The 23,719-nt window shown below is 40.6% G+C and carries 20 protein-coding genes; 10 read left to right on the top strand and 10 right to left on the bottom strand.

The genetic code is table 11. The annotated features are described in order from the left end of the window. Positions 1 to 60: 60 nt before the first annotated feature. Positions 61 to 1,797, bottom strand: coding sequence for an ABC transporter ATP-binding protein (locus tag VB733_RS11470; RefSeq protein ID WP_323340221.1), 1,737 nt, complete (start codon positions 1,795 to 1,797; stop codon positions 61 to 63). Between the two features lie 449 nt (positions 1,798 to 2,246). Between VB733_RS11470 and VB733_RS11475 the strand changes: the two genes are divergently transcribed. Next, entirely contained in the window at positions 2,247 to 2,621 is a 375-nt protein-coding gene (locus VB733_RS11475; protein WP_323340222.1) for a DUF4278 domain-containing protein, read from the top strand. A 207-nt stretch (positions 2,622 to 2,828) separates the two neighbouring features. Here the strand turns inward: VB733_RS11475 and VB733_RS11480 are convergent, their stop codons facing one another. Continuing rightward, the gene (locus VB733_RS11480) at positions 2,829 to 3,473 is read right to left on the bottom strand and encodes an HAD family hydrolase (protein ID WP_323340223.1); all 645 of its coding nucleotides are present in this window, start codon (positions 3,471 to 3,473) and stop codon (positions 2,829 to 2,831) included. Positions 3,474 to 3,493: 20 nt separating this feature from the next. Between VB733_RS11480 and VB733_RS11485 the strand changes: the two genes are divergently transcribed. After that, positions 3,494 to 3,628, top strand: coding sequence for a hypothetical protein (locus VB733_RS11485; protein WP_323340224.1), 135 nt, complete (start codon positions 3,494 to 3,496; stop codon positions 3,626 to 3,628). A gap of 322 nt (positions 3,629 to 3,950) precedes the next feature. Here VB733_RS11485 and VB733_RS11490 read toward each other — a convergent pair whose 3' ends face one another. The 3 genes from VB733_RS11490 to VB733_RS11500 all read right to left on the bottom strand — a co-directional run bounded on the left by VB733_RS11490 (position 3,951) and on the right by VB733_RS11500 (position 7,469). After that, positions 3,951 to 4,643 carry a hypothetical protein gene (locus VB733_RS11490; RefSeq protein WP_323340225.1) on the bottom strand — a complete coding sequence of 231 codons (693 nt, stop codon included), beginning with the start codon at positions 4,641 to 4,643 and terminating at the stop codon, positions 3,951 to 3,953. A 409-nt stretch (positions 4,644 to 5,052) separates the two neighbouring features. Then, entirely contained in the window at positions 5,053 to 5,757 is a 705-nt protein-coding gene (locus VB733_RS11495; RefSeq protein WP_323340226.1) for a hypothetical protein, read from the bottom strand. Positions 5,758 to 6,158: 401 nt separating this feature from the next. After that, positions 6,159 to 7,469, bottom strand: coding sequence for a S41 family peptidase (locus VB733_RS11500; protein ID WP_323340227.1), 1,311 nt, complete (start codon positions 7,467 to 7,469; stop codon positions 6,159 to 6,161). Between the two features lie 598 nt (positions 7,470 to 8,067). Here VB733_RS11500 and VB733_RS11505 point away from each other — a divergent pair. Continuing rightward, positions 8,068 to 8,808: a phosphocholine cytidylyltransferase family protein gene (locus VB733_RS11505; RefSeq protein WP_323340228.1), complete on the top strand. Its 741-nt coding sequence runs from the start codon at positions 8,068 to 8,070 to the stop codon at positions 8,806 to 8,808. 265 nt (positions 8,809 to 9,073) lie between these two features. After that, positions 9,074 to 9,472, top strand: a complete 399-nt coding sequence (locus VB733_RS11510; RefSeq protein ID WP_323340229.1) for a hypothetical protein — start codon at positions 9,074 to 9,076, stop codon at positions 9,470 to 9,472. 353 nt (positions 9,473 to 9,825) lie between these two features. Here the strand turns inward: VB733_RS11510 and VB733_RS11515 are convergent, their stop codons facing one another. From VB733_RS11515 to argC, 5 genes are all read right to left on the bottom strand, one after another. Then, positions 9,826 to 10,917: a glycosyltransferase family 4 protein gene (locus VB733_RS11515; RefSeq protein WP_096615268.1), complete on the bottom strand. Its 1,092-nt coding sequence runs from the start codon at positions 10,915 to 10,917 to the stop codon at positions 9,826 to 9,828. Between the two features lie 584 nt (positions 10,918 to 11,501). Next, positions 11,502 to 12,548, bottom strand: coding sequence for an agmatinase family protein (locus VB733_RS11520; RefSeq protein ID WP_323340230.1), 1,047 nt, complete (start codon positions 12,546 to 12,548; stop codon positions 11,502 to 11,504). A gap of 167 nt (positions 12,549 to 12,715) precedes the next feature. Further along, positions 12,716 to 13,600, bottom strand: a complete 885-nt coding sequence (locus VB733_RS11525) for a hypothetical protein (RefSeq protein WP_323340231.1) — start codon at positions 13,598 to 13,600, stop codon at positions 12,716 to 12,718. A gap of 298 nt (positions 13,601 to 13,898) precedes the next feature. Further along, positions 13,899 to 14,132, bottom strand: coding sequence for a hypothetical protein (locus tag VB733_RS11530; RefSeq protein ID WP_323340232.1), 234 nt, complete (start codon positions 14,130 to 14,132; stop codon positions 13,899 to 13,901). A gap of 384 nt (positions 14,133 to 14,516) precedes the next feature. Next, the gene (gene argC, locus VB733_RS11535; RefSeq protein WP_323340233.1) at positions 14,517 to 15,575 is read right to left on the bottom strand and encodes an N-acetyl-gamma-glutamyl-phosphate reductase; all 1,059 of its coding nucleotides are present in this window, start codon (positions 15,573 to 15,575) and stop codon (positions 14,517 to 14,519) included. Positions 15,576 to 15,970: 395 nt separating this feature from the next. Here argC and ribBA point away from each other — a divergent pair, with 395 nt between their 5' ends. The 6 genes from ribBA to kdpB all read left to right on the top strand — a co-directional run bounded on the left by ribBA (position 15,971) and on the right by kdpB (position 23,668). Continuing rightward, positions 15,971 to 17,698 (top strand): bifunctional 3,4-dihydroxy-2-butanone-4-phosphate synthase/GTP cyclohydrolase II, encoded by a 1,728-nt coding sequence (ribBA, locus tag VB733_RS11540; RefSeq protein ID WP_323340234.1) that lies wholly within the window; start codon positions 15,971 to 15,973, stop codon positions 17,696 to 17,698. Between the two features lie 127 nt (positions 17,699 to 17,825). Further along, positions 17,826 to 18,275, top strand: a complete 450-nt coding sequence (gene ureE / locus VB733_RS11545; RefSeq protein ID WP_323340316.1) for an urease accessory protein UreE — start codon at positions 17,826 to 17,828, stop codon at positions 18,273 to 18,275. Then, the gene (locus VB733_RS11550; RefSeq protein ID WP_323340235.1) at positions 18,247 to 18,939 is read left to right on the top strand and encodes an urease accessory protein UreF; all 693 of its coding nucleotides are present in this window, start codon (positions 18,247 to 18,249) and stop codon (positions 18,937 to 18,939) included. Before ureE ends, VB733_RS11550 begins: the two co-directional genes overlap by 29 nt. Before the next feature lie 78 nt (positions 18,940 to 19,017). Then, entirely contained in the window at positions 19,018 to 19,617 is a 600-nt protein-coding gene (gene ureG, locus VB733_RS11555; protein WP_416336313.1) for an urease accessory protein UreG, read from the top strand. Between the two features lie 165 nt (positions 19,618 to 19,782). Further along, entirely contained in the window at positions 19,783 to 21,471 is a 1,689-nt protein-coding gene (kdpA, locus tag VB733_RS11560; protein WP_323340236.1) for a potassium-transporting ATPase subunit KdpA, read from the top strand. 91 nt (positions 21,472 to 21,562) lie between these two features. Beyond that, complete coding sequence (gene kdpB, locus VB733_RS11565) at positions 21,563 to 23,668, top strand: potassium-transporting ATPase subunit KdpB (RefSeq protein WP_323340237.1); 2,106 nt, start codon at positions 21,563 to 21,565, stop codon at positions 23,666 to 23,668. Positions 23,669 to 23,719: the final 51 nt, after the last annotated feature.

Raw genomic sequence — 23,719 nt, forward strand, 5'->3', positions numbered from 1 at the left:
ACTCATTCTACATCGTATAATTGCTGGTCGATATCCGTTGGTTAAAGACTGTTTAAAGTTTTAACTAAATTGCTTTGTGTAAAAATCTGCATACCGATGCTGTAATGCTAATAATTCTTCATGGGTTCCCGATTCGACAATTTCTCCCTTCTCAAAAACCAGAATGCGATCGCATTTTCTTACTGTACTTAACCTGTGTGCAATAACAAACACTGTTCTTCCTGCCATGACTCGCTCTAATGCTTCCTGAACTAGTGCTTCTGACTCCGTATCTAGTGCCGAAGTCGCCTCATCTAGTATCAAAATACGCGGGTTCAATAGCACTGCACGGGCAATCGCGATTCTTTGTCTTTGTCCTCCCGACAAGTTGACACCTCTTTCGCCAACTACGGTGTAATAACCATCGGGTAAGTGACTAATAAATTGGTGGGCATTGGCTACTTTTGCAGCAGCTTCCACCGCCAACAAATCAAATTCTGATTGTCCAAAGGCGATATTTTGGGCAATGGTACCAGAGAACATTGTGGTTTCCTGGGGTACTATCCCAATTTGCCGCCGCAAACTATTTAATGTCACATCGCGAATATTCACCCCATCAATGCAGATTTCTCCAGCGACGGTGTCGTAGAAACGGGGTAACAGGTTAACAAAAGTAGTTTTTCCAGCACCGGAAGCACCCACAAGAGCGATCGCTTCTCCTGGAAATGTGACTAAACTAATATTATTGATGACAGTTTCTCCCGATTTGTAGGCGAAGGAAACACCACGGTATTCCACCTTCCCACTCACTGTCGGCAAGATTTTCGCGTCTGGTTTCTCTAATACTGCGGGTTGAATGGCGAGTAATTCAAAAACTCGATCAACTGATGCTTCAGCTTCCTTGAATAAATTATAGTTGTTGGTGATGTGTCCGACTGGGTCAATTAATAAAGCCGCGCCGGAAAGAAAGCTGAAAAACTTACCTGTGGTTAAATTACCTGTAGAAATCTGCCAAGCGGCAAAGAAGAGTAAAAATAGGAAGCTCAAAGCCTGCAAAAATCCAATAATCGGGATTTGAATTGCCTTCAATCGCTCCGTCGAATACTTCGCCTTCATGGCAATTTCTGCTTCCTTGCCAAATCGAGCGATTTCGTAAGCTTCTGCGGCAAAAGCCTGCACAATGCGAATCCCGGCAAAAATCTCCGTCAAAATAGCTGATAAATCCGATACCTGATTTTGGCTGCGTCGGGAATACTTTTGCAACCTTTCCCCAAACCAGCTAATTAATACCAACATCACAGGTATCACCACCAAAGCGGCAATCGTCAATTGCCAACTCAGATATACCATGTAAATGGGGATGGCAATTAATTGTAAGGCACAGGGAATAAAATCGTGAAGAAACTTGTGGACAACCTCGCCAATTCGATCCACATCCTCCGTTACACGGTAAGATAAATCACCAGCTTTTGCTGTCTCAAAATAGCTAAGATTAAGTTTTTGTAAGTGCCCGTAAACTTGCTTGCGGAGATGCAAAGCGACTCGGAGTGCTGCTTTTGCCATGTAGATATCTTGCACTGACTGGAAGAAACCCCGCACCAGAAACACCCCAGCGAGAAATGCTGCCAGTTGAGCGATCGCAATTACATTACCATTACCAAAGGGAGCCGATAGCTTTTTCACCAAATCCATTAGCGTTAGGGTTGCCAGTACGTAACCAATAATGCCAATAAAACCTTTGGTGATGTGCTGCCATTGGGGTTTGATATGGGGGAGAAGTTGCCAGTAATTTGAGCTTTGTTTGTTTGAGTCTTTCAAGCTGTCACACCACACGATAGATTTCCTAGTTAGACGCTACCAGGTTTTGCATGGTTTCTGAAGATAAAACCCGATGTGGCGGCAAGGCATGAGTCCTACTTTATTGGTTTTGATTGTAACTATACTAAGAGCGGTTAGAAAATAAACTTCTCAAAATGCTATTAGCGTTTATTTATTAGGTCTTGTAGCTAATCGCTCGCACCATGCGTATTTAATTGCGATCGCATTCTGCCAATATTACTTTTTGTGATTATTTGACTGATTTGAGCAAAAAAGTATTTTAAGATACAGACAATAGGACGTTAATAAAGTCGGGAAATCTCTAAATCTGTAAATCCATATTAAGTAAGGGTAAAAAGCTTTTATTAGCTGGAGACATAGATTTGCTCATGGAGAAATTCGGAACTGACACGGCTCAACTAAAAAATAGCAAAACAGAGGCAAGCATTATGAAACTCACATATAGAGGCACAGACTACGAGTACAATCCCCTTGATGGTGATACAGTTCTTGGTCAAGATGGCGGAAAATATCGAGGTGCAATTTGGAGATTTCATTACGTCAAACATGAAAACGTACCCCAGTTTGCAGCCGATTTGAAATATCGCGGTGTTGGTTATCACGTTGGCGAGACATTGCAGACAGACAAAGCAGTTGAAGTTGCATCAACTCAAACTACTCCAGACACTGCCATTCGATTGCATAGAATTCATTTAACCAATATGCGTCGGAATTTAGAACATCGATTAGCGATCGCAAAAGCGAATGGTGATGAAAGTTTGGTAAGTTTATTACAGGAAGAAGCAAATCAGTTAGTGATGTGAATCTCACAGGTTATGTATCAAGTAAACCTTAAGACCAAAGAAACCGGGTTTCTTGGATTTAAGTATCGAGTATCATCTGACTTTTTGATGAGAAACCGGGTTTCTCCCTGGGCGACTATCCTGAATATTTACTTTATAAATGGTCTCTGAGTTAGGGATAAGGGATAAGAAGTCTGTGAGTTTCTAATTCACCATTATCTTAATCTATTATCGATGCAACCAAACCCCGCGCATACCTACAGCTTTCGCACCGTGGTAATCTTCATTTTTGCTATCACCAACGTGCCAAGCAGACTCTGCGGGACAATTATGTTTGGCTAATGCAATTCCAAAAATTTTGGGGTCGGGTTTTGCTGCACCAACTTGAGTGGAAATTGTGATCGAGTCAAAATAATCCCGTAATTCTAAAGCTTGTAGTACCGAAAATAGTCGCGAATCAAAGTTAGATACTATCCCCAGTTGAATACCTTTTTTGCGCCAATTAGTTAAAGCGGGAATCACATCGGCATAGACAAACCAAGGCTCTCCGGTTCCGAAGTGAATATATAACTCGCTAAAAAATGTGTCAAAGTCAGCAAATTGCTGGATAACACCCGCTTGCTCAAAAGTTTTATGAGCGATCGCATACCACCATTCAAATTCATGTTGAGGAATATCTTGCATGTCTTCGACATCGGGGAATGTTGCTGGTGGTGCAACCTTCAACTGACTCGAAAAAGCTTGATTTAAAATTTCTGGGTTAGCATGTACGCCAAATTCTCTCGCTACTTGGCTGTAGATTTCGCCGACGCTACCTTTGACTCCAAATAGCGTCCCCACCGCATCTAAAAAAATAACTTTCGGTCGTTCCATTTGACTTTTCACGTTTAAAAATGCTGAGTCTCAACAATCTAATTAATCGCTTTCCTGACTTGCGACTCCAAAAAATTCTCAAAGTGGCAATACCGTTGATACTATCCGAAAAGGAAGCCAAAGTTTTAATGATTAATATTAATCTTGATTTTTAAAAAATAATTATAGAACACCCAAGTAGATTATAAAGCTTTTTTGCAAAAAATAAAAAGCACTCTTTTCCAAGTGCTGTAATGCTTTATTTCGGTTGAATTATTGACAATAATATCAATAATCTTGCGAATAAGGGGTTTTTATTCTCAATAAAATCGCGATGCCAAATTTAGCAGAATCTTTTATTTAAATAACTAATGTATGCTGCAAGACTTTGTTCTAGACTAGTAGTTCACCAAAGTAACCTTGCAGGGACGAAAATCTCCGAGTCAATCTTAACCCGTCAATTCTGGGTTGGCGAACCACTAGGAAGCTATGTTGCTGTTACTGAGGATTTTTGCTCTCACCACCTGAATTAACACTAGAATCATTCGTGTCAGAAGTGAGTGCATCTTGACTAGAATTACTTGAAGACTCCGCAGAATTATCATTTTCTTCTGTATTAGTTTTTACAGGATTTGTTTGTGTTGTCGCAGGTTGAGAGGAAGCACTAGGATTAGGTGCAGTTGTCGGTGCAGTCGTTGGTTGAGACTGAGGAGCTTTTTGTTGAGGAACAGGAACAGGAACAACCACAGGAACCTCTTTTGTTCTTTCTACAGGAACAGGAACTTGCTGAATTCTTTCAATGATTGTGGTTTTGTTTGTAGGAACGGATGTGGGTTGAGGAGATACATTAGAATTTTGGCTATTAGGCGCTACCGTTGGGGTAGTAGTATTGACATTATTATTGTCCTGATTCAGATACCAGAACAAACCACCGCCAATTAGGACTACCGCAGTCGTTAATAGTAAGCCGAACAGAAATCCACCCGCAACGTTTTCATTATCCCTAGCGGCTAAATTTTCTTCGCGATCGCGCTCCATTGCACGTCCATTTGCGTAACCTTGGCTATAAGACGAACTACTGTTGGTTTGTGAAGTTTGGCTTAATGTGGTGTGCGTATTTCCATTCGCATCAGTATAGGATTCTTGACGCACTTGTTTATTGTGGCGATCGCCTTCGTTTAAGTTTGCCATGAGTGTTGATTAATTTCCTCTCAAATATCTGGATGAATTGATTTGTAAAGCAGTATAGATGCTTAAAAACCCTGAAATTAAAGTCTTATTTACTACCCTTTGTTATCTGTTATGAGTATATGTTTATCCTTAGTACCTTGAATTCCATCTGAAGTTTAGATTTGTCACTCTGTTTCTCTCTCTACAGTTGGATACAAGGCTGTGTTTGGTTTGATGTTTCGATTCTTGTTGATTGCTAAAAATCAAAGGCGACATTCCGTTGAGAATGTCACCTTTAAGAGTCAGGAAATATGGGATTACTGTTTTTATATCCAATCCAACTCATCAGTTATTCTTTATTTTTCTCCGCATGTTTCTCTCTTCCAATCACCGCGTCGGTTTTATCCTCATTATTTAGGCGAAGCTGATATTATTGCCAACGTAATACTTTTTCTTTAAAGATAACTCGATTACCTTGGGATATTTTTAACACATCGCGATTGAGTGTGTAGCGAGTATTACCTTCAACTGCCATATAATTCTTGTTTTGGGAAATACTATTGTCTGAAGAGATTGATAAAGGAAGAGTTGTTTTCCCATTGCCAATTCTGGTAATTACAACGTAGCTCCCGGGTTTTTCCTGACCACATATGTAGACAATAAAGCTTTTAGTGACAGCCTCTTGGAAGATATTTTGCCCTTGTGGACAACGACTTGTTAGAGATGTGCCATCAGCTGCGATCGCTCGATCAATTCTTGCTCTCAATACAGTTTTTCCACGTTTCTGTATTAACATCTCATGTAGTGAAACTACGTAAGTAATTTCACCATTTTGAGCTATATAAGTTTCACCGCTTCGCCTTGTCAGTGGTACAGTAATTTTACTGTTGTCACCTTTGGTCACGCGCACAAAATATCCTAATCTATTCTGATTATCTCCCAAACAAATATAAGCTTTATACTTTTCTGTCTCAAAACTACGTTTGGGTAAGGAGCTTTGACTTGGACAAATTCCTACTGCTGATGTAGTTGCTACAGCTTTAGTTATGGGGGTGAAAAGTTGCCATGCGAAAATACCCGCCCATACCAATCTAACTGCTGGTTGGCAGCTGAATTTTATTTGTGAAAAATTCATTTTGATTTATTTAAGTAATATTACAGCTTGTCTTTCAGAAAGCAATTTAATAATTAAGTGTTTGAACGGAGAAAATAATAGATTCAGTATGGTACGGAAAACCGTGGGAAACAACTAGTATCCGCAAAATTTCATATTTACTTTAAAAAAAGAATTTTCTAGATAATGTTTTAATTAATCAGGACTTATGCACGTGAAGCCAGAAACCCGGTTTTTTTGCGTAAGTCCTATTAATGTGAGTTTGATGAAAAATAACCCCAACTCTTACTCTTGTCGCGAAGGGGTTAGAAACTTGTATAGCTAATTGTGCTATCTGGGGACGCAGAGATTTTTATTCCTGGCAAATAGCTTTGGTGGACTTACTGGCACTAGAATCTTGCTCCGTGTTGGTTTGAACGCAATTATTGAGGTGAACCCAATATCACTGGTATACTTGCTTTCCTACTCTGTAAACTGGGATTTGCACCTGTCCGAATTAATTGGTTGAGCTTCGTCACAGCAGTGGCGTATTGAGGATCAGCTAAAGTGGCAATAGCATTGTTTTGTGCTAGAGATTTCTGTTGTGCTGGGGTTAACTCCACTGTAATATCAGGTGCAATTCCCACATCATTAATATCTCGACCACTGGGAGTATAATATTTGGCGATCGTTAATTTCAGAGCCGAACCATCCTCTAAAGGCTGTACGGATTGAACTAAACCTTTGCCAAAACTGCGAGTTCCTACTAACGTTGCTCTTTTGTTATCTTGCAGCGCTCCCGCTAATATTTCGCTAGCACTTGCAGAACCATTATCCTGTAACACTACTAAAGGTTTATCAGTCAATGGAGAACCTGTAGCCTGATAACTTTCTTTTACCTGCCCTCGATTCACCAAAGAAACAATTGTCCCTTGTTTCAACCACATACTCGCAATTTGCAAACTTGCATCCAGTAACCCACCAGGATCAGATCGCAAATCCAATACATAACCTTGTACTTGTTGTTTTTCTAAAGCTTGAATGGCTCGACGCATCTCTGCGGGAGCGGTTTGTGTAAACTCTGGTAAACGAATATAGCCAATTTTACCTGTTGGGGTTGTTTGCGTTTTGTAAGTTACAGGCTTCAAAGCAATATTGGAGCGGATGAGTTGAAAAGTTTGCGATCGCTCGCCCCGTTGTATCGTTAGTACCACCTTTGTTCCGGGTGAACCCTGAATCCGCTTCACCGCGTCATTAATATTCATTCCTTGGGTTGATTGACCATCGATTTTGATGATCACATCTTCTGGTAAGATACCCGCTTTAAAAGCAGGTGTACCGGCAATCGGGGCAATAACCTTTAAGGCTTTAGTTTGTTCATTCTGTCCTAATTGCAAGCCAACACCACTGAGGGTACCAGAAATATTATTCCTGAGGGCTGTAAATTTCTGGGGATCGAAAAATTCTGTGTAGCGATCGCCCAATTTCCTGACCATTTCTTGAATTGCTGTATAAGCTTGTTGCTGGGAACTGTAGGAACGACTGAGATATTCCTGGCGCACTGCTTTCCAGTTCTGATTGTTAAAGCTACCATCAACATAATTGCGATCGAGGATTTGCCACGCCTCGTCTACCAGTTGTTTGGGGCTGTTTTGAAGTTGACCAAAACTTTTTGATGCATAAAAACTAGTTCCTGTCAATATAAAGGCAGTAATGGTAAGTTCTAGGGTAATCAGTAATTTGCGCTTCAACATAGGTTAGATAAATTTCAAAATGTGGTGAGGAAGATAAGAGACCATTTATAAAGTGAGGATTCAGTATAATCCTGTAGGGAGAAAGCTAGTTTCTCAGCAAATAGGTAGAATGACGCTAAATGCTTAAATCCAAGAAACCGGATACATTACTCCCACTAATGACGATACTGACAAGTAGAAGAATCGATGAAATTATCTGTTTCTTTAACATGTGCTGCTCTGTATCCTCAGATAATTAAAAGGAGTCGATGCATGAATAATTTCTACAAAAATTCACTATTCAGAGAATGTTGGAAAAATTGCACTGACTCACACCAGCTAATTCTAGAAGCTTGGATCAGGTTTTTGCATGAAGTAAAGTTCCTAATCTGACTAGTAAAAAAGTAATTAGGCAAGCATGACTTTTTTCCTATTTCAGTGCTAGCTAATTAGTCAGAACATCTTGAGTGAGATTCCTAACAGATTCGCTCTTGAAAATAATATGTTGCTTGAATTTAGAGAATGACGATTAACCAATGTTATTCTGAAAGCGAGAGAAAATAACCTTCTCCATTGCTTTGAGCATATGTTGCAAATCTAGGCTAGGTAAATTTTAGATATGGCAGTGACGACAGCAGTAATTCTGGCGGCGGGGATGGGAACTCGTCTCAAAGAATTTGGAAAATTGGCTCCCAAGGGTTTTTTACAATTGGGCAATATTCCTATTGTCGAGGAGTCAATTATCAAACTGCTAGCTTGTAATATTCAACGCATCATTATTATTACTGGTCATTTGTCTGAGTTTTACCAACAGTTACAAAAACGCTATCCCCAGAAGATTTTCACCGTTCACAACCCTGAATATGCCCAATCAGGTAGTATGTATTCCCTTCACTGTGCCCATCATTGGCTTGATGATGATTTTCTTCTGTTAGAATCCGACTTAATCTATGAAAAACGTGCCTTAGAAATAGTATTGAATTTTCCCAAAGATAATGTCATTTTATTATCTGAACCCACGAATGCTGGTGATGAAGTTTATGTGGAAACCAATGGTACAACCATAGTTGCCATGTCAAAAAACCTATCTCAATTATCTCAGGCTCCTAGTGGCGAATTAGTAGGTATTTCGCTGATTTCTCAAGCTTTATTCCAGCAAATGCTGCAATATGCCAAAAATAGCTTTCATAGCACCCTAAAAATAGATTATGAAACAGATGCTCTAGTTCGTGTGGCTCAAATCTACCCTGTGTATTATACAGTTGCCAGCAATTTACTTTGGACAGAAATTGATGATGAGTATCATCTTTCCAGAGCGAAAAATCAAATTTATCCAGCAATTTTACGCCAAGATAGATGAAATTGAGGGATTACAAGGTGTTATCAATATTTTCCCGATCTGCTAAAGTCAATATTGGTTATCTTCATGACAGTTCTGATCTGATGAGTATTTCAGCATTTCAGTATTGAAGGTTGCCCTGATTACCCTATTCATCAAGAATTTATATAGCTAACTGTTATTTGTGCGGAGTTTTTGGGAATTATTTAAACATAGCAACTTATATGTTTTATCTACGTATTACTTACGTATTCTCAGTATTTATTCAGTACGGAGATGTTTTTGTATGCCTGTAAGAAAGATAGTATCTACACGAGTAATTTTCAAGCGCGTCAGAGCGGTATTTATTGTGACAACTTTATCATTAATAGGCTTTAAAGCTTGCAATTCGGTTGATGAATCACAAGCAAGGTTAGTTCTGCGAAATCAATCGGAAAGTACAGTTAATTTTATGCAAGTTAAAGTCAATGATAAGACATTTGAGATGTCTAATATACTTCCTGGTCAAGAGCAAATGTGGAAATTTAAGCCGACTAATACAAATTTATTCGCAGTCAATGGCAAACTTGCCGCCGGGATTCCCATTCATGCCTCCTCTTTAGGAAGCCTGGCAAGTCCAAATAATAAAGAGCATCATTTGACTATTCAAGAGAATGGTCAAATTGCTTACAGCAGTCCCAAATAATTTCATGTCCGGTTAGATACTGATCATTAAGGCTGACACGGAGACTTAGAGACGCGGGAACACGGAGAAATCTTAATCGTAAGTGATTAGACAGACATGTCACACAGACATGATACAAATAAACAAAACTCAATTAAAAACTCCCAATCAATGGGAGTTCAATTTATCAGTATCGTAGGGCAATCCCATGAAAACATGGCGATCGCCAATACCATTTCACTAAAATCGTGAAACATATCCAAATTCTGAAACCCTTGTAAAATCAGGATTTCTTAATTGCGAATTGCGAATTGCGAATTGTGAATTGGTACAAGGGGGTGAGTCAGAAAAACAAAAAAGTAAATTAACTACTTTTAACGTTTGAAAGCAGTAATTGATTCCAATGAGTTTCGCAGCGCGGAATTGAACCAATTCCTGAAGTTGCGATCGCCTACTAATTGTTCATACACCGCTTCGTAACCATCTACCATGTGAGCAACACTAAAGTTAGACTCCACATGTTCTCGACATTTTCGACGGTCTAATTGCACGGCTTTGGATACCATATCTGCCATTTCTTCGTAACTATTGCAGACATAGCCTGTCTTGCCATTAGCAATAACTTCGGGTACAGAACCCATTGCTCTGGCAATGACGGGTGTACCAGTTGCCATCGACTCAGCCATCACCAAACCAAATGGTTCACACCAGGTAATGGGGAAGAGAGTTGCTGATGCATTACCCAAAAGCTCGGCTTTTTGCCCGTGGTTTAGTTCTCCCAAGAACTCGATTTGTTCCCCGTCGATATGGGGAGCAACTTCGCGCTCAAAGAATTCCTTATCGACCACGTCCACCTTACCAGCCATTTTCAATCGCCAGCCTGTTTTCTTGGCAATCTGAATGGCATGTTGGGGTCCTTTCTCTGGAGAAAAACGTCCCAAAAATGCTAGGTAAGGAGGTTGTTGCGGTTTCTCATAGAACGGAAAGAGTTCAACACTAATACCGTTATATACAGTCGCAACATAATTAATATTCAACAAGCGTTGAGCATCGCTGATGCTGACGTATGCTTGCGAATGATGTTGTCTGTAAATCTTGCTATTATCGCGTGTAAAAGTTCCATGCAATGTATGCACTGTTGGAGTTGAAACCATGCTTGCCAATGGCAGCGACCATATTCCTACGTGGGAGTGAATAATATCAAATTCCGCAGCACGTTGGAAAACCTGAGTAGGATGTTGAAGTTCGTAAACAGCGTGTTCCTTGATGTTTGGGTCTAGACGCAAAGCACAAGGACTACCAGCTTCTAGGTGAGCTAATGTTTGGGAATCACCGGAAGCAAATAGTGTGACTTCGTGACCTCTGCGAACTAATTCTTCGGTCAAACGACTCACAACTAACTCTGTACCACCGTAGGTAGTAGGTGGAACTTGTTCCCACAGGGGGGCGATTTGTGCGATTTTCATAATGTGTACGATTCAGCCGTCATTTAGCCCCTGTCACTGTCACTGACAACCAGATTAAAGTCGAAAAATCTTCTTGAATCTGCGATTGACAATTACCTCCGCCGCCGCTATTCGCGCAACTTCGGCAGACTGAACCGAAAACTCATCTCCAATGAGTGTCGAGACATTTACTACCTTTGACGTTAATGGGACAAACAATAAACTTGCATCTATCTAAGGATAGATTATCGTGAATAAGTTTTATTGATTTTGATTTATTTTGTAGATTTTATGATGCTTTTTGTTGCCATGAGAAATAGTAAAAATCTACTTGGGGCGAGGGTTTATTGTATTTTGGTTGGTATATTTTGTAAGTTTTTGAATTTCGCAAAATTAAACTTCTCTCAAGTGATTCTACATAAAATATAACTATTAAATTCACAACCGTAATATTACTTTGATATAGCTAAAAAACAATACACAGTTCAATAAATGAAAGAAATAAAACTTGAGAGTGATAACATTTCACAAAAAAAAACTTGATGTAAATATTTTTCCTTGTCTCCCTTGCAAATGTATGATTCCGTGCTACTGAATTTGTAATTCTATTGTGATAAATTCATAAAATTTGCTAATTTTAAAACAATTCTGGCACCAACATTGCCATCCCATTCGGCATTTCCCACTTCACATAAATCAAAGCCAATTATTTTGCGATCGCTATTTACCAATTCTCTAAATAAACAAAAACTTTGCTCTAATTCTAAGCCTCCAGGAACAGGTGTACCTGTATGGGGACAGAGTTTTGGATCTAACCCATCAACATCAAAACTAATATGCACATATTCAGGCAAATGACTAATAATTTCCCGACATAAATCTAGCCAAGTTTTCCCTGCATACATTTCTTGTTTAATTTTTGTATCGTAATAAGCGATAATTCGATTCTCAGAGTTGTTAATTATATCAACTTCTTCTTGACAAATATCACGTAAACCCACCTGCACTAATTTACTAACTTGTGGAATCTTCATTGCATTAAACATAATTGAAGCATGGGAAAATTCAAACCCTTCATAGGCATCACGCAAATCAGCATGAGCATCAATATGTAAAATGCCAAAACTTGAACCCAAATTAGCATATTTCTCAGCTTGGGCTTGGAAATAACCTAAAGGTGAACTATGATCACCTCCAATGACTGCAACTTGTTTACCGCGATTAAGTGCTTGTTGACATTGTTGAAATAACCAATTATTGACGCTGGCACAAGCTTGATTAATGTCGTTTAATGTCGGTGTTAAATCTGGAGCCTGATTAAGTGATTTTCCCTGTTCTAAACGCTCAATCACTTTTGCTGCACAGGCACGATAATGTTTATTTTTTGCTAATATTTCTGGAGGAATTTCCTCCATGAAAATTCCTTGTTTCCATCCATCAGGATGATCAAAATCAAATAAATCTAGTTGTGGAGAAGCATCTAAAATTTGCTGTGGAGCATTCGCAGTTCCCGCACCATAGGAAACAGTAACCTCCCAAGGTACGGGGATAATAATTAAGTTCGCCGACTCGCGATCGCATGGTAAACCAAAAATGTTACCATTGATTTGTCCGACACCACTAGGGTTATAGTCTTGAATTGGTTGATGCATGAGGATTATTAGTTCTATGTACCGAAAAAATACTTAGGGAACAGTAGTTTAGAGTGTAAATTTACCAAAGAGTATTTTTACTATTCTATAATTATTTATTGATAGCTGTTTTCTATATATGGCATGTTAGTGCAGGCTATTCTGAAAACTAAGTAATTCTTCAAAAATCATATCGCATTCAGCCAAAAGTCGGCTGTCTTAACCTTGCCATTACGATTAAATTGTAGCCACACTTTGTATGTTCCTGGGCTGGGGAAACTAGATGTAAAATTTATTTGCCCGTCTCTGGAATCTTTGAGTGGATGTGCATGAATATAATCTGAGGTGGTTAAAGGAGATGAGCTTTTGAGAATGACTAAATGTCCTTTTTCTCCTAAATATGGTTGCAAATCTTTAACTGGTTGATTTTGTTTTCTTTCTTGTACATTAAAGCTGAGTTTTACTTCTTTTCCAGCTATTAATTTTTTTGTAGGTAGGGTGAGATTAACTTTTGTGTCTGCGAGAACTTTGATATGGCTGAATTTTTCTAATGTTGTTGGGAAAGGAACTTCACCTGGTATTGTGATTTTTTGTACCGAGACTTGTTCTTGTTGCCCTGTTGGTTTGTAATCACTAAATAAGGTGTAGCTACCTGGGGCGGGAAAATCTGGACTAACCTCAAAACGTCCATTTCCTTTGTGGCTGGGATGAACGTGTTGGAAAAACCGTAAGTCGTCGCTGACGACAATGAGATGCATTTGCTTTTCTTGGAAAGTGTCAAAATTGCTGACAGTCTTCCCACTTTTGTCTTGAATATTAATAGCTAGAGGAACAGCTTGAGTTGATTTGATTTTTTGAGGAACAATTAATTTCGCCTGGGTTGATGATGCGGGTGCTTGTTGTTGATGCTGTTGATGATGGGAAGAATTATTTGAGTTACTAGCTAAATCATGTTCTTGTGAATTTGTGGCTGTTGTTTGTTGCGAACCTGGAATTGTTTTGATTTTGGAAGAACAACCCTGAATAACAAAAAATGTAGTTAATATTACAGCCCTGATAATTGATATCTTCATCGCAATGATAACAAGCTTAACAATAGCAAAAAATGACCCAATAACTTTTATACATTCCAGGTGCGATCGCTCAAACTAAAAAATTCAACTTCATTTGACCAACTGATAATTTCTCAATCTAGTGAATCCCACTAAGTATCCCACAAAAACTACATTAGTAGTATACATTCTCTCAGCAAAATTTATGTTCTAAGTATTCAGTATTCAGAAGCCAGAGTATTGGTAAAACGTACTATTGAAAGTACGTAACCATGACTAATTTTTAATTCCGACTTCTGGATTCTGAACCCTCAAAGTATTAAGCAACTACTTCATCTTGCTGGCAATCAAAAACCAGCATCAATTTTGCTTCTGGCGTTACCCGTAGTAATAATTGCAAATGTCCATCAGCATCAGAACGACTGCGGAATCTAGCAACTATCTCGCGTTTCATATCCGGAAGTAAACGCGCGATCGCCCAGGAATTGAGTCTTTTTTTGTAGGTTTTTTCGGACTGTGGCTCTAAATAGCTGTTATTTATTTCTTGTGCCATGATGGTGTTACACACATAATATTTTGGTCAATGGCGTTAGTAAGTCTCTGAGGAGAAATTTACTGACGTTTTTTTACGTAGATGACACTTGGATAGCACACCAAAATTTGAACGTCAATGTTTCGAGAAAACTATTACACCAAATTTCTTGAAAATGCTTGTACAACTGTGTCTAAAACTACAAATACTTGACTGAAACTTGAGTAAATCTGCTCAAATTTCAGTTTTCAAAAACTAAACCTAACTAAGTACAGTGGAGCATCAAGGATATGGAAAATTTACTTTGGGAACTAGCAGTGTCTATAACGATAAATACAAATACTGCCCTTAAGCCTTTGGCTGCTCACAATTTTTGTTTCCGACCCTTTTTTGCGGGGACATGCACTAAGGATAAAAACCTAGTTTGGGCAATCCGAGTGTTTCATCCCAACCCATCATAATATTCATACACTGAATTGCTTGCCCTGCCTGACCTTTAATCAAGTTATCGATGGCAGACATTACAATAACTCGTCCCGTGCGTGGGTCAACTTCAATACCAATGTAGCAGAGATTGCTGCCACATGCCCATTTTGTTTGTGGACAAATGCCAGGTTCGCATATTTTTACCCAAGGGGAATTACGGTAAAAAGCGCGATAGATAGTGATTAAATCGTCTCTAACCAAGCCAGGGTCACGGAGGTCTGCGTAAACAGTGGCAAGAATACCCCGTACCATCGGAATCAAGTGGGGAGTAAATTGGACTGTCACTTCATGTCCAGCCAGTTCACTACAGATTTGCTCAATTTCGGGAGTATGGCGATGTCTAGAAACATTATATGCCCCCAGAGAATTATCAGCCTCTGCCAGGAGCATATTAATTTTGGCATCACGTCCGCCACCAGAAGTCCCAGATTTAGCATCAATAATTGCAGTCTGCGGCGATATTAAACCTTGTTTGAGGAGAGGAGAAAGGGCAAGTAAACTAGCAGTAGGGTAGCAGCCAGGACAACCAATTAGCTGCGACTCGCTAATGCGATCGCGATACAATTCTGGTAAACCGTAAACAGAGGTAGCAGCCGTATCACCATCATCACGCTCCTTCCCGTACCAACTGGTATAAGTCGCCAAATTACTAAACCGATAATCAGCACTCAAATCCAGTACCTTACAGCCCTTTTCCAGTAATTTAGGCGCAAGTTGACAAGCTAAACCATTTGGAACCGAAAGAAAAACTACCTGGCAACGATTGGCAATCTCCGAAACATCTACTGTTTCTACCCTCAAGTTCACAGCATGTGCCATATGTGGGTAAATATCAGCAAAGGTTTTACCAGCAGTGCTATCACCTCCCACATAAACCACCTCAACGTCCGGGTGATCCATTAACAATCGAACTAGCTGAACTCCGCCATAACCTGACGCGCCAACTATCCCAACGGGTACGCGCCTAAAATTACCCATGTTTTCAAATCCTTATGCATTCTCTTGGAATCAACTGTTAGCTATCAACTATCAATCTACTAGCTAATATCAAACAGTTTTTGGTTATTTAACTGTAATTTCACTTCTTGTATTAAAACGCAAATTGGGTAATTGGGCATGATTAATTGGGAGATGGAGATGGGGAGAGGGGGAGATGGGGGGATGGGGAGATGGGGAGAGGGGGAGAGGGGGAGATAGGGAGATGGGGGGATGGGGAGAGGGGGAGATGGGGGGATGAGATGTCTAATGTAAATAATCTCGGTGTGTCCTTTTCCCCTGTGCCCGAATTTCATACCGCGCAGGCAATCAAAAGAGCTACAATTTGAGGACAATTATTTGTCAGCAAAAATTACCTTCGCTCGTTGAGAAAATTTGTGTCGCAGCCTCACACCTCACAGCAGTCGTCTCATGTCGGGGAACCCACCCACAACACTGCCTTTTCAACCTCAGAATTTAAATTTGACTCCATTGAAGCCGCTTTGGCAGATTTGAAAGCTGGTCGAGTTATCGTGGTAGTGGATGACGAAAATCGCGAAAATGAGGGCGATTTGATTTGTGCAGCCCAGTTCGCTACCCCAGACATGATTAATTTCATGGCAGTAGAAGCACGGGGTTTAATCTGTTTGGCGATGACTGGAGAACGTTTAGACGAACTCGATTTACCTTTAATGGTACGAAATATTACTGACCCTAATCAAACTGCCTTCACAGTAAGTATTGATGCAGGACCAAATTTAGGTGTAAGTACGGGAATATCAGCAGAAGACCGTGCCCGAACTATCCAAGTAGCCCTCAATCCCCACACCAAACCAGAAGATTTACGTCGTCCTGGTCATATTTTCCCACTTCGTGCCAAAGATGGGGGTGTCCTCAAACGTGCGGGACATACAGAAGCAGCCGTAGATTTATCACGTTTGGCTGGGTTATATCCGGCGGGGGTGATTTGCGAAATTCAAAATCCAAATGGTTCGATGGCGAGGCTACCGGAATTGGTGGAATATGCCAAGCGCCACAACCTGAAAATTATTAGCATTGCCGATTTGATTAGCTATCGGTTGAAATTTGACCGTTTAGTTGTCCGGGAAACCGTCACCAAATTACCCTCTAGCTTCGGTCAATTTGACATCTACGGCTATCGTTACATCCTCAACAATACTGAACACGTGGCGATCGTTAAAGGCGACCCTAGCACGTTTAAGGACGAACCTGTAATGGTGCGAGTACATTCCGAGTGTTTGACGGGTGATGCCTTGGGTTCATTGCGGTGTGACTGTCGAATGCAACTCCAAGCGGCACTAAAAATGATTGAAGCCGCAGGTAAAGGTATTGTTGTATACCTAAGACAAGAAGGTCGTGGTATTGGTTTAATTAATAAACTCAAAGCTTATTCGTTGCAGGATATGGGTTTGGATACGGTTGAGGCAAACGAACGCTTGGGTTTTCCTGCCGACCTGCGGGATTATGGGATGGGGGCACAAATACTGACGGATTTAGGAGTACATCAGATACGTTTAATTACGAATAATCCGCGTAAAATTGCCGGGTTAAAGGGATACGATTTAGAGATTGTCGATCGCGTACCGTTGTTGATTGAAGCCAATGACTACAATTCCTACTATTTGACGACAAAAGCGAAAAAGTTAGGTCATATGCTACTACAAACTTATTTGCTCACCGTCGCCATACATTGGCAAGACGATCCCCAATCTGTCACCGATAGATATGATCGCTTAGAAAAATTAAGATTTTTAGCGAAAAATCAACATTTACTATTGCAAGAAGAAGCGCGCCCAGTGGCGATCGCACTATTCGATAAGCCCTCATTAACAGTGCATCTCGGTTTTGACCAAGCTGGGATGGCAGATGAAGATTGGTATGAGCAAAATGGTCATCCCTACAGACAAGTTGTGAGTCAGATTCTCGATCAACTGGCGAATTTACCTTATATTGAGAGGCTGGAATTTTTAGTTTCTCCAGGAAGTGACCCTTTAAGTAATTTACAAGTGCAATTAGATCGGTTGAGTTTTGATTTAAATCAGCAACAGCCTTCATCGATTTGTGATCATTTGGCAACACAGAAAATTTATAGTTTTACTAGGTAGTCCCAATGAAAAACTTTCATCGCCAAGCATGAAAGGCGGACACGGAGAGACGGGGACGCGGAGACGCGGGGAATAATAAATGACTAATGACTCTTTTAAGTTAGAAGATAACAAGCTGGAATTTTTCATGTTAACGGTTACTCAACGCCAATCTCCAAATCCAGATATATCTGTGACTTTGACTTTAGGATTGACAGCAGAGGAAAGAACTCGTAGTCGCCATCGTTTTCAATCAGAAGATGGAAAGGTGGTCTTTTTACGTTTGCCACGAGGTACGCTTTTACAAGATGGTGATATTTTGCAAGATGAAACAGGCGCTCATCTGATTCGGATTGTGGCAAAACCGGAACCTGTTTTGACGGCGATCGCCAGTAATGAGTTAGATTTATTACGTGCTGCATATCATTTGGGGAATCGTCATGTACCTGTAGAAATTACTCCCCATTATCTAAGAATCTCTCCAGATAAAGTTTTGCAGAGAATGCTAGAACAATTACATCTGCAAGTGGCAACAGAAGTTTCTCCCTTTTACCCAGAAGCCGGTGCTTATGGACACCAACATCACCCTAACTCCTAGTCAGCTTTTATGGCTGTTACAGTTAGTCAGCCCTGCCTTACCTGTGGGGGCATACAGTTATTCGGAGGGCTTAGAAACGCTGGTGGAAAAAGGCGTAATTTCATCTGCCGATTCCCTCCAAAACTGGCTTGTTGCCGAATTACGTTATGGGGCAATTCGTCTGGAAATGGCGATCATCGTGAGGGCATACGCAGCAGTGCAAAACCGAGATTTTCAGGCTTTATCCTCCTGGAATTTGTGGTTAACAGCATTGCGAGAAACAGAAGAATTACGCCATTCTAGTTGGCAAATGGGGCGTTCGCTCATGCAATTGCTGAGTAAATTAAAACCAGAAATTCAGTTGATTAGCGATCGCGTCGATAATAATTGTAATTATTCTGTAGCGGTGGCGATCGCTGTTGCTGTTACAGATATTCACCTGGAAGCTGCACTGTTGGGGTATTTACAGAGTTGGGCTAGTAATTTAATCACTGCTGGGGTGAAACTAATTCCCCTAGGACAAACCGCAGGACAGCAACTAATATTGGCACTACAACCATTATTCACTAGTGCGGTTGCAGAAATTATGCATTTAGAAGACGATGATTTGAGTTGTTGTAGTTGGGGATTATCTCTGGCGAGTATGCAACATGAGGTATTGTATACGAGGTTGTTTCGGAGTTAGGAACAAGTGTTGAGGTATCACTGACAAATTCAGAATTATTCAAAACCAATTTAGATTTATTCTTAAAAATTACAAATTATGACATTTAGAGTTGGGGTTGCCGGACCTGTGGGTTCCGGGAAAACTGCCTTAGTTGATGCCTTATGTAAGGCAATGCGAAATCAGTATAATTTGGCAGTGGTAACAAATGATATTTATACTCAAGAAGATGCTGAATATTTAGTGCGATCGCAAGCTTTGGCAAAAGAGCGTATTCTTGGTGTCGAGACAGGCGGATGCCCCCATACTGCGATTCGCGAAGATGCTTCCATGAATTTGGCGGCAATTGAACAATTGGAAGCAAGTTTTTCCAATTTAGATTTGGTTTTTTTAGAAAGTGGCGGCGATAATTTAGCTGCTACCTTTAGTCCGGAGTTAGTCGATTTAACTATTTATGTTATAGATGTTGCCGCAGGTGATAAAATTCCCCGCAAGGGAGGTCCTGGGATTACAAAATCAGATTTATTAGTCATCAATAAAATTGATTTAGCTCCCTATGTCGGCGCTGACTTAGGGATTATGGAATGCGATACCAAAAAAATGCGTCATGAGAAACCTTTTATTTTTACTAATTTGAAAACTCGTCATGGACTAACTGATGTAATTCAATTTGTCTCCATGCACTTGGATAATTCTTAATTAGACATGCGTATAGCAAAATTCAGAATTCAGTAATCAGAAGTATTAGTTTTTTCGGCATAACTAAAAATAGTTGGTAATGTACCCGCTATAATTCTTTGCTGCATGGATCAGAATTATATCTATACTCAATCTATATAATTTTAATCATTTTAACTAAAATAAATGCTACAAGGATTTTTGCAAATTGGGCTAACCCTCTTGATTATCGCCGCTATTACCCCAATTTTGGGTAAATATATGGCGCGGGTATTTATGGGGCACAAAACAATTCTCGACCCCATTCTCAACCCCTGCGAGCGGATTATCTACATTTTGGCTGGTGTTGCCCGCCGTGAAAATATGACGGTGGCGCAGTACCTATCCTCAGTGTTCTTCAGTAACCTAATTATCGGTGGTTTTGTTTATTTCATCTTAATTAGTCAGTCTTTTCTACCTTTAAATCCGAATAAATTTGCCGCTTTACGCTGGGATACAGCACTACATACAACTATTTCGTTTCTCACTAACACCGACCAACAGCATTATTCTGGAGAAACAGCATTAAGTTATTTTAGCCAAACTGCGGCATTAACATTTTTGATGTTTATTTCTGCGGCTACTGGTTTGGCAGTGGGGATTGCCTTTATTCGCGGCTTGACAGGTAAACCCTTGGGAAATTTTTATATTGACTTGACTCGTGCCATCACAAGAATATTACTACCAATTTCCATTGTCGGTGCGATCGCCCTTGTTTTTTTGGGTGTGCCCCAGACATTTGCGCCAACTCTGGAAGTCAGAACCCTGGAAGGGGCAACACAATATATCGCCAGGGGACCAGTCGCATCCTTTGAGATGATTAAACTATTAGGGGAAAATGGTGGTGGTTTTTTTGGCGTTAACTCCGCCCATCCCTTTGAAAATCCCAATGCTTTCTCAAATTTGCTAGAAATTATCGCCATGGTTGCCATTCCATCGGCATTAATTTATACCTATGGGATATTTGCCGGGAATATCAAACAAGCTTGGCTGTTATTTTGGATGGTATTTACCATTTTTGTAGTGTTAGTTATCTTCGTTGCCATTGGTGAATATCAAGGCAATCCCCTTGTGAATAATATTGTTGCCCAGGAAATTGCCAATCTGGAAGGGAAAGAGGTTCGTTTCGGTTGGGCAGAAACAGCCCTATGGGCGGTTATGACAACTGCAACTATGTGCGGTGCAGTGAATGGAATGCAGGACTCATTAATGCCTCCTGGTGGATTTGCGACATTGTTAAATATGTTCTTGCAAATTATTTGGGGAGGACAGGGAACGGGAACAGCATATTTATTTATTTTCTTGATTTTAACGGTGTTCCTGACGGGGTTAATGGTAGGACGCACACCGGAATTTTTGGGACGCAAAATCGAAAAACCTCAAATTGTCCTCGCGAGCATTGTCTTATTAATTCACCCAATCACCGTATTATTACCCAGTGCTATTACACTTACCTTCCCAAAAACACTTGCTGGCATTAGTAACCCAGGATTCCACGGTCTCACTCAAGTAGTATATGAATATGCCTCAGCCAGCGCCAATAATGGTTCGGGCTTCGAGGGCTTAAACGATAATACCCTTTGGTGGAACCTCAGCACCGCTTGTAGTATTTTGATCGGACGTTATGTACCAATTATTGCCATCCTCTTGCTTGCCGACAGCATGGCAAAAAAACAACCAGTTCCCGAAACCCCTGGTACACTAAGAACCGATTCATCCCTATTTATTACCGTAACCGCAGGTGTTATTCTCATACTCGGAGTTTTAACGTTCTTCCCAGTTTTAGCACTCGGACCAATTGCGGAAGGCTTTCAACTTGCCGGGGGAATTAAATAAGGGAGTGGGGAACCCCAAGACGTGGAGATGGGAAAACATGTCCCCTTAACCCAATCGCCAATTCCCCATATCACCCAATTCCCCATACTTTATGATTGACTCAAATAACACACCACCATCTCGCCGTCCGCGTCCTCGTTCCAGCGATCGCCGTCCCTCCCGTAAACAAGCCAAAGTTAATTATAAAGGTCTTTACAGACGCGCAATTGGGGATGCATTTGTCAAGCTCAACCCCAAATCAGCCATCCGTAATCCTGTCATGTTTTTAGTTTGGATAGGCACAATCATTGCCTTGATTGTCACCATTAACCCCTATTTATTTGGTCCCGTATCTGGCTACAATCTGCAACTTTTCAACGGCTCGATTACTGCTATCCTATTTTTGACGGTGTTATTCGCCAACTTTGCCGAAGCGATCGCCGAAGGACGCGGTAAAGCCCAAGCAGATGCTCTCAGGTTAACAAAATCAGAGACAATCGCCAAAAAACTTGCTCCCGATGGTTCTATTAGTGAAGTTCCTTCTACCACCCTTCACCAAGGCGACATCATCTATGTCAGCGCTGGCGATATTATTCCCGCCGATGGGGAAGTGACAATGGGAGTTGCTAGCGTTGACGAATCCGCAATTACTGGTGAATCAGCCCCAGTGTTAAAGGAATCCGGTTCCGATGTATCAAGTTCCGTCACTGGGGGAACAAGAATTATCTCCGATGAATTGATTATTCGCGTTACAGTCGATCCTGGCAAAGGCTTTATTGACAGAATGATTGCCTTAGTCGAAGGGGCAGAACGCAGCAAAACCCCCAATGAAATTGCCTTGACAGTGTTGCTGGCGGTTCTCTCACTAGTATTTATGTTTGTGATTGTGACGTTGCCTGCATTTGCTAACTATGTTAATAGCCCAGTGAGTGTGCCTGTATTAATTGCCTTACTGGTAGCATTAATACCCACAACTATTGGCGGTTTGCTAAGTGCGATCGGGATTGCGGGGATGGATAGAGTTGCCCAATTTAACGTGATTGCCACCTCTGGACGTGCCGTAGAAGTTTGTGGGGATGTGAATACCCTAGTTTTAGATAAAACCGGAACAATCACTCTTGGCAACCGACTGGCGGAGGAATTTTTACCCATCAATGGTCATGATATCCAGGAAATAGCGCAAGTATCCATCTGGGCAAGTGTCTTCGATGATACCCCAGAAGGAAAATCAATAGTTCGTCTTGCCGAACGTTTGGGAGCATTTGTAGATTTTGACACCAACTACGCCGAAGGTATCGAATTTTCTGCCAGAACGCGGATGAGTGGCACTAACTTACCCGATGGTAGACAAGTGCGTAAAGGTTCTGTGGAAGCAATCAAAGGATTTGTCCGTTCTCGAAGTGGACACAACTCTCCCGAACTCGATGCCGCATATCAAAGGGTGTCCGAACAGGGAGGAACACCACTGGCTGTTGCCTTGGATGGGGAAATTTACGGCGTAATTTACCTCAAAGATATCGTTAAACCAGGGATAAGAGACCGTTTTGAGCAACTACGATGGATGGGTGTAAAGACTGTGATGCTGACGGGAGATAACAGTATTACTGCTTCAGTTATTGCTCGTGAGGCTGGAGTCGATGACTTTATTGCTGAAGCCACACCCGAAGACAAAATTGATGTGATTCAGCAGGAACAAGCGCAAGGTAAACTGGTAGCAATGACAGGCGACGGTACTAACGACGCACCCGCACTTGCCCAAGCTAATGTTGGCGTGGCAATGAATACGGGGACGCAAGCAGCAAAAGAAGCAGCGAATATGGTGGATTTGGATTCCGATCCCACTAAACTAATTGATATTGTTGGTATCGGCAAACAATTATTGATTACTCGTGGTGCATTAACAACTTTTTCCATTGCTAACGATATTGCCAAATACTTTGCCATTATTCCCGTATTATTTACATCTGCGAATTTACAAGGGTTAAATATTATGCGGTTGACAAATACAAATTCGGCAGTATTGTCGGCATTAATTTACAACGCTTTGATTATTCCCTTATTAATTCCCTTAGCTTTAAAAGGAGTACGATTTAGACCTCTGACAGCAAATCAATTATTACAAAGTAATATTTTAATTTATGGTTTGGGAGGTGTAATTGCCCCATTTATCGCCATTAAATTTATTGACTTAATGATAACTGCGATCGGTTGGGTTTAATTGTTTTTTTGATTCTAGATTTATTGTGTTGATTAATTGGGGAATGTAACT

Source organism: Calothrix sp. UHCC 0171 (assembly GCF_034931845.1).
In the GTDB taxonomy this organism is placed as follows: domain Bacteria; phylum Cyanobacteriota; class Cyanobacteriia; order Cyanobacteriales; family Nostocaceae; genus Brunnivagina.

Coding starts and splice junctions, on each gene's coding strand:
- kdpB (WP_323340237.1), top strand. CDS start 21,563: ATGATTGACTCAAATAACACACCACCATCTCGCCGTCCGCGTCCTCGT.
- VB733_RS11480 (WP_323340223.1), bottom strand. CDS start 3,473: ATGGAACGACCGAAAGTTATTTTTTTAGATGCGGTGGGGACGCTATTT.
- VB733_RS11485 (WP_323340224.1), top strand. CDS start 3,494: ATGCTGAGTCTCAACAATCTAATTAATCGCTTTCCTGACTTGCGACTC.
- VB733_RS11475 (WP_323340222.1), top strand. CDS start 2,247: ATGAAACTCACATATAGAGGCACAGACTACGAGTACAATCCCCTTGAT.
- VB733_RS11500 (WP_323340227.1), bottom strand. CDS start 7,469: ATGTTGAAGCGCAAATTACTGATTACCCTAGAACTTACCATTACTGCC.
- ureG (WP_416336313.1), top strand. CDS start 19,018: ATGACATTTAGAGTTGGGGTTGCCGGACCTGTGGGTTCCGGGAAAACT.
- VB733_RS11515 (WP_096615268.1), bottom strand. CDS start 10,917: ATGAAAATCGCACAAATCGCCCCCCTGTGGGAACAAGTTCCACCTACT.
- VB733_RS11530 (WP_323340232.1), bottom strand. CDS start 14,132: ATGGCACAAGAAATAAATAACAGCTATTTAGAGCCACAGTCCGAAAAA.
- VB733_RS11490 (WP_323340225.1), bottom strand. CDS start 4,643: ATGGCAAACTTAAACGAAGGCGATCGCCACAATAAACAAGTGCGTCAA.
- VB733_RS11505 (WP_323340228.1), top strand. CDS start 8,068: ATGGCAGTGACGACAGCAGTAATTCTGGCGGCGGGGATGGGAACTCGT.
- VB733_RS11495 (WP_323340226.1), bottom strand. CDS start 5,757: ATGAATTTTTCACAAATAAAATTCAGCTGCCAACCAGCAGTTAGATTG.
- VB733_RS11525 (WP_323340231.1), bottom strand. CDS start 13,600: ATGAAGATATCAATTATCAGGGCTGTAATATTAACTACATTTTTTGTT.
- argC (WP_323340233.1), bottom strand. CDS start 15,575: ATGGGTAATTTTAGGCGCGTACCCGTTGGGATAGTTGGCGCGTCAGGT.
- VB733_RS11520 (WP_323340230.1), bottom strand. CDS start 12,548: ATGCATCAACCAATTCAAGACTATAACCCTAGTGGTGTCGGACAAATC.
- ureE (WP_323340316.1), top strand. CDS start 17,826: ATGTTAACGGTTACTCAACGCCAATCTCCAAATCCAGATATATCTGTG.
- VB733_RS11550 (WP_323340235.1), top strand. CDS start 18,247: ATGGACACCAACATCACCCTAACTCCTAGTCAGCTTTTATGGCTGTTA.
- VB733_RS11510 (WP_323340229.1), top strand. CDS start 9,074: ATGCCTGTAAGAAAGATAGTATCTACACGAGTAATTTTCAAGCGCGTC.
- kdpA (WP_323340236.1), top strand. CDS start 19,783: ATGCTACAAGGATTTTTGCAAATTGGGCTAACCCTCTTGATTATCGCC.